12 protein-coding genes are annotated in these 15,403 nt (G+C 65.2%); 11 read left to right on the plus strand and 1 reads right to left on the minus strand.

Annotation, left to right across the window (positions count from 1 at the left end; all coding sequences use genetic code 11):
• Nucleotides 1–5: 5 nt before the first annotated feature.
• From murD to lpxC, 9 genes are all read left to right on the plus strand, one after another.
• Entirely contained in the window at nt 6–1,352 is a 1,347-nt protein-coding gene (gene murD / locus PTT45_RS22030) for a UDP-N-acetylmuramoyl-L-alanine--D-glutamate ligase (protein WP_273816123.1), read from the plus strand.
• Entirely contained in the window at nt 1,349–2,572 is a 1,224-nt protein-coding gene (gene ftsW / locus PTT45_RS22035; RefSeq protein ID WP_273816124.1) for a putative lipid II flippase FtsW, read from the plus strand. Before murD ends, ftsW begins: the two co-directional genes overlap by 4 nt.
• On the plus strand, nt 2,562–3,632 hold the full coding sequence (gene murG, locus PTT45_RS22040) for an undecaprenyldiphospho-muramoylpentapeptide beta-N-acetylglucosaminyltransferase (protein ID WP_273816125.1): 1,071 nt from the start codon (nt 2,562–2,564) through the stop codon (nt 3,630–3,632). The genes ftsW and murG overlap by 11 nt, the downstream gene beginning before the upstream one ends.
• Before the next feature lie 34 nt (nt 3,633–3,666).
• Nucleotides 3,667–5,073, plus strand: a complete 1,407-nt coding sequence (gene murC / locus PTT45_RS22045; protein ID WP_273816165.1) for a UDP-N-acetylmuramate--L-alanine ligase — start codon at nt 3,667–3,669, stop codon at nt 5,071–5,073.
• Entirely contained in the window at nt 5,070–6,011 is a 942-nt protein-coding gene (locus tag PTT45_RS22050; RefSeq protein WP_273816126.1) for a D-alanine--D-alanine ligase, read from the plus strand. The genes murC and PTT45_RS22050 overlap by 4 nt, the downstream gene beginning before the upstream one ends.
• 3 nt (nt 6,012–6,014) lie before the next feature.
• Nucleotides 6,015–6,887 (plus strand): cell division protein FtsQ/DivIB, encoded by an 873-nt coding sequence (locus tag PTT45_RS22055; protein WP_273816127.1) that lies wholly within the window; start codon nt 6,015–6,017, stop codon nt 6,885–6,887.
• 22 nt (nt 6,888–6,909) lie between these two features.
• Nucleotides 6,910–8,154: a cell division protein FtsA gene (gene ftsA, locus PTT45_RS22060; RefSeq protein ID WP_273816128.1), complete on the plus strand. Its 1,245-nt coding sequence runs from the start codon at nt 6,910–6,912 to the stop codon at nt 8,152–8,154.
• A gap of 52 nt (nt 8,155–8,206) precedes the next feature.
• Nucleotides 8,207–9,406: a cell division protein FtsZ gene (ftsZ, locus tag PTT45_RS22065; RefSeq protein ID WP_273816129.1), complete on the plus strand. Its 1,200-nt coding sequence runs from the start codon at nt 8,207–8,209 to the stop codon at nt 9,404–9,406.
• A gap of 106 nt (nt 9,407–9,512) precedes the next feature.
• The gene (gene lpxC, locus PTT45_RS22070; protein ID WP_273816130.1) at nt 9,513–10,424 is read left to right on the plus strand and encodes a UDP-3-O-acyl-N-acetylglucosamine deacetylase; all 912 of its coding nucleotides are present in this window, start codon (nt 9,513–9,515) and stop codon (nt 10,422–10,424) included.
• Between the two features lie 84 nt (nt 10,425–10,508).
• Here the strand turns inward: lpxC and PTT45_RS22075 are convergent, their stop codons facing one another.
• Nucleotides 10,509–10,961, minus strand: coding sequence for a DUF721 domain-containing protein (locus tag PTT45_RS22075; protein WP_273816131.1), 453 nt, complete (start codon nt 10,959–10,961; stop codon nt 10,509–10,511).
• 248 nt (nt 10,962–11,209) lie between these two features.
• Here PTT45_RS22075 and secA point away from each other — a divergent pair, with 248 nt between their 5' ends.
• Entirely contained in the window at nt 11,210–13,942 is a 2,733-nt protein-coding gene (gene secA, locus PTT45_RS22080) for a preprotein translocase subunit SecA (protein ID WP_273816132.1), read from the plus strand.
• A gap of 99 nt (nt 13,943–14,041) precedes the next feature.
• Nucleotides 14,042–15,274 (plus strand): bifunctional glutamate N-acetyltransferase/amino-acid acetyltransferase ArgJ, encoded by a 1,233-nt coding sequence (argJ, locus tag PTT45_RS22085; protein WP_273816133.1) that lies wholly within the window; start codon nt 14,042–14,044, stop codon nt 15,272–15,274.
• Nucleotides 15,275–15,403 lie beyond the last annotated feature (129 nt).

Below are 15,403 nucleotides of genomic sequence, written 5' to 3' on the forward strand. Positions count from 1 at the left end.
AGAGAGTGTCGCTGATCGCTTCCGACCAGTTCCGCATCGTTGTCGGCCTCGGCAAGAGCGGCATGTCCCTGGTGCGCTTCCTCGCGCAGCAGGGCGTGCGCTTCGCCGTGGCCGACACGCGCGCGAACCCGCCGGAGCTGGCGACCCTACAGCGCGACTACCCGCAGGTGGAAGTGCGCTGCGGCGAGCTGGACGTCGACTTCCTCTGCCGCGCCTCGGAGCTCTACGTGAGCCCCGGCCTGGCCCTGGCCACCCCGGCGCTGCGTGAGGCGGCCGCCCGTGGCGTGAAGATGTCCGGTGATATCGACCTGTTCACCCGCCACGCCAAGGCGCCGATCATTGCCATCACCGGCTCCAACGCCAAGAGCACCGTCACCACCCTGGTCGGCGAGATGGCCGATGCCGCAGGGCGCAAGGTCGCCGTCGGCGGCAATATCGGTACCCCGGCGCTGGACCTGCTGAGCGATGACGTCGAGCTGTACGTGCTGGAACTGTCCAGCTTCCAGCTGGAGACTACCGAGCGCCTGAATGCCGAAGTGGCCACCTGCCTGAACGTCAGCGAAGACCACATGGACCGCTACGACGGCATGCAGCACTACCACCTGGCCAAGCACCGCATCTTCCGTGGCGCCAAGCAGGTGGTGGTGAATCGCGACGACGCCCTGTCGCGTCCGCTGATCGCCGACCAGGTGCCGTGCTGGTCCTTCGGCCTGGGCAAGCCAGACTTCAAGCGCTTCGGCCTCATCGAAGAGAACGGCGAGAAGCAGCTGGCCTTCCAGTTCGAGGCCCTGATGCCGACCGCCGAACTGAAGGTTCGCGGTGCACACAACCAGTCCAACGCCCTGGCGGCCCTGGCCCTCGGCCACGCTGTCGGCCTGCCGTTCGAGGCCATGCTGCAGACCCTGCGCAGCTTCGCCGGCCTGGCACACCGCTGCCAGTGGGTGCGCGAGCTGCGTGGTGTGGGTTACTACGACGACTCCAAGGCCACCAACGTCGGTGCCGCCCTGGCCGCCATCGAAGGCCTGGGTGCGGATATCGCCGGCAAGCTGGTGCTGATCGCCGGTGGCGACGGCAAGGGCGCCGATTTCTCCGCGCTGAAGGCGCCGGTGGCCAAGTTCTGCCGCGCCGTGGTGCTGCTCGGTCGTGATGCCGAGCAGATCGCCGAGGCCCTGGGCGACGCCGCGCCGCTGGTGCGGGTGAAGACCCTGGACGAGGCGGTGCAGAGCGCTGCTTCCCTGGCCGAGTCCGGCGATGCCGTGCTGCTGTCGCCGGCCTGCGCCAGCCTGGACATGTTCAAGAACTTCGAAGAGCGTGGGCGCCTGTTCGCCCAGGCAGCGGAGGGCCTGCAATGACCCTGCTCGCCCGCCTGTTCGCCGCTCCGTCGCCGCTGCGCACCCGCCGCGGCATCGATCTCGACTTCCCGCTGCTGGCCGGTTGCCTGGCCCTGCTCGGCCTGGGCCTGGTGATGATCACCTCGGCCAGCTCGGAAGTCGCCGCGGCACTGTCGGGCAACCCGCTGTACCACATGATCCGCCACCTGATTTACCTGGCCATCGGCATCAGCGCCGCTGTCGCCACCCTGATGATCCCGATGGCCTTCTGGCAGCGCTATGGCGCCAGCCTGCTGCTGATCGCCTTCGCCCTGCTGGTCATGGTGCTGATCCCCGGCATCGGTCGCGAAGTGAACGGCGCCAAGCGCTGGATCGGCTTCGGCATGTTCAACGTGCAGCCGTCCGAGCTGGCCAAGCTGTTCACCGTGGTGTTCATCGCCGGCTACCTGGTGCGTCGCCAGGACGAGGTGCGCGAGAAGCTCTCCGGCTTCCTCAAACCGATGCTGGTGCTCGGCCCGATGGCCGTGCTGCTGCTGGCCGAGCCGGACTTCGGCGCTACCGTGGTGCTGGTCGGCTCCTGCATCGCCATGCTGTTCCTCGGTGGCATCAACCTGGTGCGCTTCATCCCGCTGGGCGCCTGCGTGCTGGTGCTCGGCGCGATCGTGATGACCAGCCAGGCCTATCGCCTGGAACGCCTGACCAACTTCGTCGACCCCTGGGCCGACCAATACGGCGCCGGCTACCAGCTGTCCCAGGCGCTGATCGCCTTCGGTCGCGGCGAGTGGTTCGGCGTCGGCCTGGGCAACAGCATCCAGAAGCAGTTCTACCTGCCCGAGGCGCACACCGACTTCGTCTTCGCCGTGCTGGCCGAGGAGCTGGGCATGGTCGGCGCGCTGGTCACCGTCGGCCTGTTCGTCTTCGTTGCCGTGCGCGCCCTGTACATCGGCCTGTGGGCCGAGAAGTCCAAGCAGTTCTTCTCCGCCTACGTGGCCTACGGCATCGCCATCCAGTGGATCGGCCAGGTGCTGATCAACATCGGCGTGAACGTCGGCCTGCTGCCGACCAAGGGCCTGACCCTGCCGTTCCTCAGCTACGGCGGTAGCTCGCTGATCATCTGCTGCGTCAGCCTGGCGATGCTCCTGCGCATCGAATGGGAGCGCCGTACCTCGCTGGGCAGTGAGGAAGTCGAATTCACCGAGTCGGACTTCTTCGACACCGAGGAGGTCAAGCATGCGCGGTAACGTCCTGATCATGGCTGGCGGCACCGGCGGTCACGTGTTCCCGGCCCTGGCCTGCGCCCGCGAGTTCAAGGCGCGCGGCTATGCCGTGCACTGGCTTGGCACCCCGCGCGGCATCGAGAACGAACTGGTGCCGGCGGCCGAACTGCCGCTGCACCTGATCCAGGTCTCCGGCCTGCGTGGCAAGAGCAAGCTGTCCCTGCTCAAGGCGCCGTTCCAGCTGGTTCGCGCCCTGTTCCAGGCACGTCGGGTGATGCGCGAGCTGCAGCCGGTGTGCGTGCTGGGCATGGGCGGCTACGTCACCGGCCCCGGCGGCCTGGCAGCCAAGTTCAATGGCGCGCCGCTGGTGATCCACGAGCAGAACGCAGTGGCCGGCACCGCCAACCGCAGCCTGGCACCGATCGCCAAGCGCGTGTGCGAGGCCTTCCCGAATACCTTTGGCAAGCGCGCCAAGCTGCGCACCACCGGCAACCCGGTGCGCGAGGAACTGTTCCTGGAAACCCCGCGCGATACGCTGGCCGGCCGCCAGCCGCGCCTGCTGGTGCTGGGCGGCAGCCTGGGCGCCGAGCCGCTGAACAAATTGTTGCCCGCCGCACTGGCCAAGGTGCCGGCCGAGCTGCGCCCGAAGGTGTTCCACCAGGCGGGCAAGCAACACGATCAAGTCACCGCGGAGCGTTATCGCGAAGTCGCGGTCGAAGCCGAGGTCGCGCCCTTCATCAAGGACATGGCCCGTGCATACGCCTGGGCCGATCTGGTGATCTGCCGCGCCGGCGCGCTGACCGTCAGCGAGCTGGCCGCCGCCGGCCTGCCGTCGTTCCTCGTGCCCCTGCCGCACGCGATCGACGATCACCAGACCCGCAATGCCGAATATCTGGCGAAGGAGGGCGCCGCCATCCTTCTGCCGCAACATGCCACTGACGCGGACAAGCTCGCCGCGCAGTTGACCGAGGTTCTGATGCACCCTGAAAAACTCAAGACCATGGGCCGCACCGCGCGCACCCTGGCCAAACCGGACGCCACCCGTACGGTGGTCGATATCTGCCTGGAGGTGGCCCGTGGCTAAGTCTCCTGCTGCTGCCCGTTCGGAAATCCGCCGTATGCGCCGCATCCGCCGCATCCACTTCGTCGGTATCGGCGGCGCCGGCATGTGCGGTATCGCCGAGGTGCTGCTGAACCTCGGCTACGAAGTGTCCGGCTCCGACCTCAAGGCCTCGGCCGTGACCGAGCGCCTGGAAAGCTTCGGCGCCACCATCTTCATCGGCCACCGCGCCGAGAACGCCGAGCAGGCCGACGTGCTGGTGGTATCCAGCGCGATCAATACTGCCAACCCGGAAGTCGCCACTGCCCTGGAGCGCCGTATTCCGGTGGTGCCACGCGCCGAGATGCTCGCCGAGCTGATGCGCTACCGCCATGGCGTAGCCGTGGCCGGTACCCATGGCAAGACCACCACCACCAGCCTGCTGGCCTCGGTATTCGCCGCTGGCGGCCTGGACCCGACCTTCGTCATCGGCGGCCGCCTGAACGCCGCTGGTACCAACGCCCAGCTGGGTAGCAGCCGTTACCTGATCGCCGAGGCCGACGAGAGCGACGCCAGCTTCCTGCACCTGCAGCCGATGGTCTCGGTGGTCACCAACATCGACGCCGACCACATGAGCACCTATGGCGGCGACTTCAATGTTCTGAAGAAGACCTTCATCGAATTCCTGCACAACCTGCCGTTCTACGGCTTGGCCGTGCTTTGCGTGGATGATCCGGTGGTGCGCGAGCTGCTGCCGCAGGTGGCCCGTCCGACCGTGACCTACGGCTTCGCCGAAGACGCTGACGTGCGTGCCATCAATGTGCGCCAGGAAGGCATGCGTACCTTCTTCACCGCCCTGCGCCCGGGCCGCGAGCCGCTGGACGTGTCGGTGAACATGCCGGGCAACCACAACGTATTGAACGCGCTGGCGACCATCGCCATCGCCACCGACGAAGGCATCGAGGACGCCGCCATCGTCCAGGGTCTTTCGGGCTTCCAGGGCGTGGGTCGGCGCTTCCAGGTCTACGGCGAGCTGCCGGTGGACGGCGGCAACGTGATGCTGGTCGACGACTACGGTCACCACCCTCGTGAAGTGGCCGCGGTGATCAAGGCCGTGCGCGGCGGCTGGCCGGAGCGCCGCCTGGTGATCCTGTACCAGCCGCACCGCTACAGCCGTACTCGCGACCTGTATGACGACTTCGTCCAGGTGCTGGGCGAGGTCAACGTGCTGCTGCTGATGGAGGTCTACCCGGCCGGCGAAGAGCCGATTCCCGGTGCCGACAGCCGTCACCTGTGCCACAGCATTCGCCAGCGCGGCCAGCTCGACCCGATCTACGTCGAGCGCGGCGCCGACCTGGCTCCGATCATCAAGCCGCTGCTGCGTGCTGGCGACATCCTGCTGTGCCAGGGCGCCGGTGATATCGGCGGCGTCGCCCCGCAACTGATCAAGCACCCGTTGTTTGCTGTTCAAGGTGAGTCGAAATGAGCCTGCATTCCACCCTCGACCCCAAGGCCTTCGGCCGCGTTGCCGTGCTGTTCGGCGGCAAGAGCGCCGAGCGTGCGGTGTCGCTGAAGTCCGGCGCTGCCGTGCTGGAAGCCCTGCAGAGCGCCGGTGTGGACGCCTTCGGCATCGACGTCGGTGACGACTTCCTGCAGCGCCTGGTTGCCGAGAAGATCGACCGCGCCTTCATCGTGCTGCACGGGCGCGGTGGCGAAGACGGCTCCATGCAGGGCCTGCTCGAGTGCGCCGGCATTCCCTACACCGGCAGCGGCATCCTTGCTTCTGCCCTGGCCATGGACAAGCTGCGCACCAAGCGCGTGTGGCTGAGCCTGGGCCTGCCGACGCCTGCCCATGCCACCCTGGCCAGCGAAGAGGACTGCCGTGCTGCGGCTGCCGAGCTGGGCTTCCCGCTGTTCGTCAAACCGGCCCACGAAGGTTCCAGCATCGGCATGGCCAGGGTCGCCGATATCGATGCACTGATCGCGGCCTGGAAGGACGCCAGTGGCTACGACTCGCAGGTGCTGGTCGAGCAGATGATCGACGGTCCCGAGTACACCATCGCCATGCTGCGTGGCGAAGTGCTGCCGCCCATCGGCCTGGGCACTCCGCACACCTTCTACGACTACGACGCCAAGTACCTGGCCAATGACACCCAGTATCGTGTTCCCTGCGGCCTGTCGGCCGAGAAAGAGGCGGAGCTGAAGGATCTCACCGCGCGTGCCTGCGAGGCCGTGGGTACCCAGGGCTGGGCGCGCGCCGACGTGATGCAGGACGCCAGCGGCAAGTTCTGGCTGCTGGAAGTGAACACCGTGCCGGGCATGACCGATCACAGCCTGGTACCAATGGCCGCACGCGCCGCTGGTCTGGACTTCCAGCAGCTGGTGCTGGCGATCCTGGCCGACAGCGTAGAGGCGAGGGGCTAAACCATGGTCGCCACCCTCCGTCACCCGCAGCCCATAGGAGGCGCCACTCGGCGTCAGCCTATCGCTGCGCGCGGCGCGAGCCGGATGGTGGCCAAGGAACCGCTGGCCGCGCGCTTGCCGAAGCCGGACCTCGGCGGCCTGGCCAGCGGCTTCAAGCGTTTGGGCTGGCCGCTGCTGCTGGTGGTCCTGGGCCTTGGCACCTACGAGGGTGCCCAGCGTCTGCTGCCGTATGCCGACCGGCCGATCAGCCGCGTCAGTGTGCAGGGCGAGCTGAGTTACATCAGCCAGCAGGCCGTGCAGGAGCGCATCGCGCCCTATACCTCGGCCAGCTTCTTCACCATCGACCTGGCCGGCATGCGTGCCGAGCTGGAGCAGATGCCCTGGATCGCTCATGCGGAAGTACGCCGCGTATGGCCGGACCAGGTATCGATCACCCTGGAAGAGCAGCTGCCGGTGGCCCGTTGGGGCGATGGCGCGCTGCTCAACAACCAGGGGCGTGCCTTCGCCCCGCGCGAGGCCGCCAATTACGAACACCTGCCGCTGCTGTCCGGGCCGCAGCGCGCCCAACAGCAGGTGATGCAGCAGTACCAAGTGCTCAGCCAGCTGCTGCGTCCGTTGGGCTTCACCATCAGCAGCCTGGAGCTGCGCGAGCACGGCAGCTGGTTCATCAGTACCGCCCAGGGTGTGGACATCCTCCTGGGCCGGGATCACCTGGTCGACAAGATGCGCCGGCTCGCCAGCATCCACGACAAGGTGCTCAAGCAGCAGATCGCGAATATCGCGCGCATCGACCTGCGCTACGCCAACGGCCTGGCCGTGGCCTGGCGCGCGCCGGTGGCGCCGACGGCAACCGAAACGACGGTCGCCGTCCAGTGAATCGAGGAGAACAGTAGAGATCATGGCAAGCGTGCAGAGCGGCAAGATGATCGTCGGCCTGGACATCGGCACCTCCAAGGTGGTGGCGCTGGTGGGCGAGGTGACCGCAGATGGCGACCTGGATATCGTCGGTATCGGTACCAGCCCGTCGCGCGGCCTGAAGAAGGGCGTGGTGGTGAACATCGAGTCCACCGTGCAGTCGATCCAGCGCGCCATCGAAGAGGCGCAGCTGATGGCCGGCTGTCGCATCCACTCGGCTTTCGTCGGCATCGCCGGCAACCACATCCGCAGCCTGAACAGCCACGGCATCGTCGCCATTCGCGACCGCGAAGTGAGCCCTGCCGACCTGGAGCGGGTGCTTGATGCCGCCCAGGCCGTGGCCATTCCGGCCGACCAGCGTGTGCTGCACACCCTGCCGCAGGACTACGTGATCGATAACCAGGAGGGCGTGCGCGAGCCGCTCGGCATGTCCGGCGTGCGCCTGGAGGCCAAGGTGCACGTGGTCACCTGCGCCACCAACGCCGCGCAGAACGTCGAGAAGTGCGTGCGCCGCTGCGGCCTGGAAGTGGACGACATAATTCTGGAACAGCTGGCTTCCGCCTACTCGGTGCTGACCGAGGACGAGAAGGAGCTGGGTGTGTGCCTGGTCGACATCGGTGGCGGTACCACCGACATCGCCATCTTCGCCGATGGTGCGATACGTCACACGGCGGTGATTCCGATCGCCGGCGACCAGGTCACCAATGATATTGCAATGGCATTACGCACCCCGACCCAGTATGCCGAGGAAATCAAGATTCGGTATGCTTGCGCCCTAGCCAAACTGGCGGGTCCAGGGGAAACCATCAAGGTTCCCAGTGTGGGAGACCGGCCACCGCGGGAGCTGTCCCGTCAAGCTCTGGCCGAGGTTGTAGAGCCCCGTTACGACGAGCTCTTCACCCTCATCCAGGCCGAGCTGCGGCGCAGCGGCTACGAGGACATGATTCCGGCTGGGATCGTCCTCACCGGCGGCACCGCCAAGATGGAAGGCGCCGTCGAACTGGCCGAAGAGATCTTTCACATGCCGGTGCGTTTGGGCGTACCCCACAGCGTCAAGGGACTGACCGACGTCGTGCGTAATCCTATCTATTCCACAGGCGTGGGCCTGCTGATGTATGGGCTGCGGAAGCAGTCCGACGGCTACCACGTGCCTGGAATCCAATATGGCGATGAGCCCAAAACACCGGTACTGGAACGGCTTAAACGCTGGGTCCAGGGCAATTTTTGATGTGAAACCCGCGGTAGCTGTAGGCGATAACTAAAAAGGAAGGAGAGGGGAAATGTTCGAATTAGTAGATAACGCTCCACAAAGCGCAGTTATCAAAGTGATCGGCGTGGGCGGCGGCGGCGGTAACGCCGTCAACCACATGATCAAAAACAACATCGAAGGCGTGGAATTCATCTGCGCCAATACCGACGCGCAGGCGCTGAAGAACGTCGGCGCGCGTACCGTGCTGCAACTCGGCCCTGGCGTGACCAAGGGCCTGGGCGCTGGTACCAACCCGGAAATCGGCCGTCAGGCCGCCATGGAAGACCGTGAGCGCATCGCCGAAGTGCTGAATGGCGCCGACATGGTCTTCATCACCACCGGCATGGGTGGCGGTACCGGTACCGGTGCAGCGCCGATCATCGCCGAAGTGGCGAAGGAAATGGGCATTCTCACTGTTGCCGTGGTGACCCGTCCGTTCCCGTTCGAAGGCCGCAAGCGCATGCAGGTCGCCGACGAAGGCATCCGCGCTCTGTCCGACGTGGTCGACTCGCTGATCACCATCCCCAACGAGAAGCTGCTGACCATCCTCGGCAAAGACGCCAGCCTGCTGTCCGCCTTCGCCAAGGCTGACGACGTGCTGTCCGGCGCCGTGCGTGGCATCTCCGACATCATGCAGCGTCCGGGCCTGATGAACGTCGACTTCGCCGACGTGAAAACCGTGATGGGCGAGATGGGCATGGCCATGATGGGTACCGGCTGCGCCAGCGGTCCGAACCGTGCTCGCGAGGCCACCGAGGCCGCCATCCGCAACCCGCTGCTGGAAGACGTCAACCTGCAGGGCGCGCGTGGCATCCTGGTCAACATCACTGCCGGTCTGGACCTGTCCCTGGGCGAATACGCCGCTGTGGGCGAGATCATCGAGGCCTTCGCCTCGGAAGCTGCGACCGTCAAGGTCGGTGCTGTGATCGATCCGGACATGCGTGACGAGCTGCACGTGACCGTGGTCGCTACCGGCCTGGGCGCGCGCATCGAGAAGCCGGTCAAGGTGGTCGACAACACCATCGCAGCCGCTGCCGTTGCCACTCCGGCCGCTACCATCAGCGCCGCTCCGCGTGCCGCCGAGCAACCGGCCGTCAACTACAAGGACTACGAGCGCCCGACCGTTCAGCGCCAGAGCCTCGCCGGCAGTGCCGCCGCAGCCAAGCTGAACAATCAGGATGACCTGGACTATCTGGATATCCCGGCCTTCCTGCGTCGTCAGGCTGATTGATGCTGTCTATCAGGAGTATATCGGTGATTGGTGTTCAGCAAAGGGCGGTTCTGCTATCATCGCCGCCCATTGTTGAAAACAGTTCGCAACAAGCGCAGCCAAGACCATGATCAGACAACGCACCCTGAAGAACATCATTCGCGCCACCGGTGTTGGCCTGCACTCGGGGGAGAAGGTTTACCTGACCCTCAAGCCAGCCCCAGTGGATACCGGAATCGTGTTCCGTCGCACCGATCTGGACCCGGTCGTGGAGATCCCCGCCCGCGCCGAGAACGTCGGTGAGACCACCATGTCGACCACTCTGGTCAATGGTGACGTCAAGGTGGACACCGTCGAGCACTTGCTTTCGGCCATGGCAGGCCTGGGCATCGACAACGCCTACGTCGAGCTGTCGGCGTCAGAAGTCCCGATCATGGATGGCAGTGCCGGTCCCTTTGTATTCCTGATTCAATCGGCGGGCCTGGAAGAACAGGAAGCACCGAAGAAATTCATCCGCGTGCTGCGCGAAGTGACTGTGGAAGAGGGCGACAAGCGCGCCACTTTCCTGCCCTTCGACGGCTTCAAGGTGAGCTTCGAGATCGATTTCGATCACCCGGTGTTCCGTGGTCGTACCCAGACCGCCAGCGTCGACTTCTCCAGCACTTCCTTCGTCAAGGAAGTGAGCCGCGCGCGGACCTTCGGGTTCATGCGTGACATCGAGTTCCTGCGTTCGCAGAACCTGGCACTCGGCGGCAGCGTGGAAAACGCCATCGTCGTGGACGAGTTCCGCGTGCTCAACGAAGACGGCCTCCGTTATGAGGACGAATTCGTCAAGCACAAGATCCTCGACGCCATCGGCGATCTCTACCTGCTGGGCAACAGCCTGATCGGCGAATTCCGTGGCTTCAAGTCGGGCCATGCGCTGAATAATCGTCTGCTGCGCACCCTGATCGAGCAACAAGATGCTTGGGAAGTGGTGATCTTCGACGACGCCAGCACCGCGCCGATCTCCTACATGCGCCCGGTTGCGGCCGTGTAAGCAATACCCCTCCCTTCTGTTGTATTCAGGCCACCCTCGGGTGGCCTGTTTTTTTCTGGCTCCTGTCTCTGCTGAATCGAGAGCTCAATCGCGCTTGGCGTTGCGCGCCAGGCGTTCGAGGGCTGCGCGCAACTTGGGGTCGTCGATGCCTTCGGCAGCGCTGCACAGGCTGTCGGCAGCGGCTTCGGATAGCTCGGTCTTGTTCGTCTGGTAGGTCGCGTGAGTGTTCGGTGGGCGCACCTTGACCTGGATCTTCTGCAGCCCGGTGAATTCGGGGAGTGCCTGCAGCAGGCGTTGCAGGCGCCGCTGTTGGTAGTGCAGGCGGGTCGCCCAGTGGCCGTTGCTGGTCAGCAGCAACAGGCAGCCGTCATGCCAGCTGGCCACCTGGCAATGCTCGCGCGCCGCTGGCTCCAGCTGTGCCTCCACCAGGGCCTGTAGCTTGCCCAGGCGCTGTGCAGCGCTGAACAACGCCTGCAGTGGCTTGTGTTCGCGCAGCAGGGCGTTGGGGGTCTTGGCTTTGGGTGGGCGCAGGCTCATGGCGGTGGCTTCGGACGATGGTGCGCCCATGTTAGCAAAGCCCCCTTGCAGCTGTCGGTTGCCGTCCCCATATAGGAAGAACGACGCGTTGGCGGGCGCGCTTGGCGTATCCGCGAGGCTCGCGGGAGTTCGCCCTTTTCTCGCCAACGTTTCCGAGTAGAATGCCCCCTTTGCATGCGGCCGAGCAGGCCGTCGGGCAGGTCCTCCGGGGCCACCCCCCATCCCCTTGAGTGGAAGAATCCGTCGATATGTTTGCGCCACTGTTGAAGAAACTCTTTGGAAGCAAGAACGAGCGTGACGTCAAACGCATGCTCAAGACAGTGACCGCGATCAACGCCCTCGAAGAGCAAATACTCGGACTTTCTGACCAGCAGCTGACGGCCAAGACCGAAGAGTTCAAGGCGCGCCTGGCCAAGGGCGAGACCCTCGACCAGATTCTTCCCGAGGCCTTCGCCGTGGCCCGTGAGGCCGGCAAGCGGGTGATGGGCATGCGTCACTTCGATGTGCAGCTGATCGGTGGTATGACCCTGCACGAGGGCAAGATCGCCGAGATGCGTACCGGCGAGGGCAAGACCCTGGTGGGTACCCTGGCGGTGTACCTCAACGCACTGTCCGGCAAGGGCGTGCACGTGGTCACGGTGAACGACTACCTGGCCCGCCGCGACGCCAACTGGATGCGCCCGCTGTACGAATTCCTCGGTCTTTCCGTCGGGGTGGTCACCCCGTTCCAGCCGCCGGAAGAGAAGCGCGCCGCCTACGCTTCCGACATCACCTACGGCACCAACAACGAATTCGGTTTCGACTACCTGCGCGACAACATGGCCTTCAGTCTGGAAGACAAGTTCCAGCGTGAGCTGAACTTCGCCGTGGTCGACGAAGTGGACTCCATCCTCATCGACGAGGCGCGTACCCCGCTGATCATCTCCGGCCAGGCCGAGGACAGCTCCAAGCTGTACATGGAGATCAACAAGCTGATTCCGCGCCTCAAGCAGCACATCGAGGAAGAGGAAGGCGTGGTCACCCAAGAAGGCCACTACAAGGTCGACGAGAAGACCCGTCAGGTCGAGCTCAATGAAGCCGGCCACCAGTACATCGAGGAACTGCTCACCGCCGGTGGCCTGCTGGCCGAGGGCGAGAGCCTCTACTCCGCGCACAACCTGAGCCTGCTGACCCACGTCTACGCCGGCCTGCGTGCGCACAAGCTGTTCCACCGCAACGTCGAATACATCGTGCAGAACGACCAGGTCATCCTGATCGACGAGCACACCGGCCGTACCATGCAGGGCCGTCGCCTGTCCGAAGGCCTGCACCAGGCCATCGAGGCCAAGGAAGGCGTGAACATCCAGGCCGAGAGCCAGACCCTGGCCTCGACCACCTTCCAGAACTACTTCCGCCTGTACAACAAGCTGTCCGGCATGACCGGTACCGCCGATACCGAGGCCTTCGAGTTCCGCCAGATCTACGGCCTGGACGTGGTGGTTATCCCCACCCACCGTCAGGTTGCGCGTAAGGACTACAACGACCTGGTCTACCTGACCCAGGAAGAGAAGTACCGAGCGATCATCACCGACGTGAAGGAATGCCAGGCCCAGGGCCGGCCGATCCTGGTCGGTACCGCTTCGATCGAGACCTCCGAATACGTCTCCAAACTCCTGGAACAGGCCGGTATCGAGCACAAGGTGCTCAACGCCAAATACCACGAGAAGGAAGCCGAAATCATCGCCCAGGCCGGTCGCCCGGGCGCCGTGACCCTGGCCACCAACATGGCCGGTCGTGGTACCGACATCCTGCTGGGTGGCAACTGGGAGGCCGAGGTGGCTGCCCTGGAGTCGCCGAGCGAGGAGCAGATTGCCCAGATTAAGGCCGACTGGCAGAAGCGTCACCAGCAGGTGATCGAGTCCGGTGGCCTGCATGTGATCGCCTCCGAGCGTCACGAATCCCGCCGTATCGACAACCAGCTGCGTGGTCGTGCCGGCCGCCAGGGTGACCCGGGCTCCAGCCGCTTCTACCTGTCGCTGGAAGACAACCTGATGCGCATCTTCGCCTCCGACCGGGTGAAGAACTTCATGAAGGCCCTGGGTATGCAGTCCGGCGAGGCCATCGAGCACAGCATGGTGACCAACGCCATCGAGAAGGCGCAGCGCAAGGTCGAGGGCCGCAACTTCGACATGCGTAAGCAGCTGCTCGAATACGACGACGTGGCCAACGAGCAGCGCAAGGTGATCTACCACATGCGCAACAGCCTGCTGGCGGCGGAGAACATCGGCGAGACCATCACCGACTTCCGCGAAGAAGTGCTCAACAGCACCGTCAATACCCACATTCCGCCGCAGTCGCTGCCCGAGCAGTGGGACATCAAGGGTCTGGAAGATGCGCTGTACAGCGACTTCGGCCTGCGCCTGCCGGTACAGCAGTGGCTGGACGAAGACGACAAGCTGTACGAAGAGACCCTGCGCGAGAAGATCCTTGCCGAGCTGATCACCGCCTACACCGAGAAGGAAGACCTGGCCGGTGCCGAGGCCCTGCGTACCTTCGAGAAGCAGATGCTGCTGCGCGTGCTGGACGACCTGTGGAAGGACCACCTGGCCACCATGGATCACCTGCGTCACGGCATCCACCTGCGCGGCTACGCACAGAAGAACCCCAAGCAGGAATACAAGCGCGAGTCCTTCACCCTGTTCCAGGACCTGCTCGACTCGATCAAGCGCGACACTATCCGTGTGTTGTCGCATGTCCAGGTACGCCGCGAAGACCCGGTCGAGGAAGAGGCGCGTCTGCGCCGCGAAGCCGAGGCTATGGCCGAGCGCATGCAGTTCCAGCACGCTGAAGTCTCGTCCATGCCGGGTGCCGAAGAAGGCGAGGAAGAGGGCGAACTGGCTGTCGCCGCTCCGGTGCGCAGCGAGCCGAAGATTGGTCGCAACGAGCCATGCCCGTGCGGTTCCGGCAAGAAGTACAAGCATTGCCACGGCCAGGTCGGCTAAACCGCACCTAGCCTGCTATACCAGAAACGCCGCGACCGGCTCAGCCGCTCGCGGCGTTTTTCCAATTTCTGTGTCACTGCCTTAGTAAGGAGCGCTCCTATGGCCGTCGGTCTCGGTCCCCTGCCCAAGCTGCACCCGGTTCCCGGTTTCGAACTCGGTATCGCCTCCGCCGGCATCAAGCGCCCGGGGCGCAAGGACGTGGTGGTGATGCGCTGCGCCGAAGGCTCGCGCGTGGCTGGCGTGACCACCACCAACGCCTTCTGTGCGGCTCCCGTGATCGTCACCCGCGAGCGCGTGGAAGGTGATGTGCGCTATCTGCTGACCAACACCGGCAACGCCAATGCCGGCACCGGCCCGGATGGCCTGACCAACGCCCGCCGCACCTGCGCCGCGCTGGCCGCATTGACCGGCGTTGCCGAGGACGCCGTGCTGCCGTTCTCCACCGGCGTGATCGGCGAGCCGCTGCCGGTGGCCAAGATCGAGGGCGCGCTGCAGGCCGCCCTGGACGATCTGCACGAGGACCACTGGGCCGAGGCCGCCACCGGCATCATGACCACCGACACCCTGCCCAAGGGCGCCAGCCGCCAGTTCCAGCACGATGGCGTGACTGTCACCGTGACCGGCATCAGCAAGGGCGCAGGCATGATCCGCCCGAACATGGCCACCATGCTCGGCTACATCGCCACCGACGCCAAGGTCGCCCGCGACGTGCTGCAGGCCCTGGTACGCGATGCGGCGAACAAGTCGTTCAACCGCATCACCATCGACGGCGACACCTCGACCAACGACTGCTGCATGCTGATCGCCACCGGCCAGGCTGCCCTGCCGGAGATCACCGCGGCTTCCGGCGAGCTGTTCGCCAAGCTCAAGCAGGCGGTGCTGGAGGTGTTCATGGAAGTGGCCCAGGCCATCGTCCGTGACGGCGAGGGCGCCACCAAGTTCGTTACCGTGCAGGTCAACGGCGGCGGCAATCATCAGGAGTGCCTGGACGTGGCCTACGCCGTGGCCCACTCGCCGCTGATCAAGACCGCGCTGTTCGCCTCCGATCCCAACTGGGGTCGCATCCTCGCTGCCGTGGGCTATGCCGGCGTGCCGAACCTGGACGTGAGCCTGATCGACGTGTTCCTCGGCGATTCGCGCCAGGGCGAGGTGCGCATCGCCAACCAGGGCGGCCGCGATGCCAGCTACACCGAGACGCAAGGTGCGGCGGTGATGGCTCGTGCAGAGATCGGCATCCGTATCGAGCTGGGTCGCGGCGATTGCAGCGAAACCATCTGGACCACCGACCTGTCCCACGAGTACGTGAAGATCAACGCCGAATACCGCACCTGACGGTTCGCGGCCGGGGCGTCCTGCCCCGGCCCGCTGTGTTGCCATTCCCCGCGCTCATGGGGGCATGCGCACACGGAATTGCTCGCGGCCGCCAGGCCTGCGACGCTCCTCCTACCCCCTCTCTAGGAG

The organism is Pseudomonas sp. Gutcm_11s, assembly GCF_028649395.1.
Taxonomy (GTDB): domain Bacteria; phylum Pseudomonadota; class Gammaproteobacteria; order Pseudomonadales; family Pseudomonadaceae; genus Aquipseudomonas.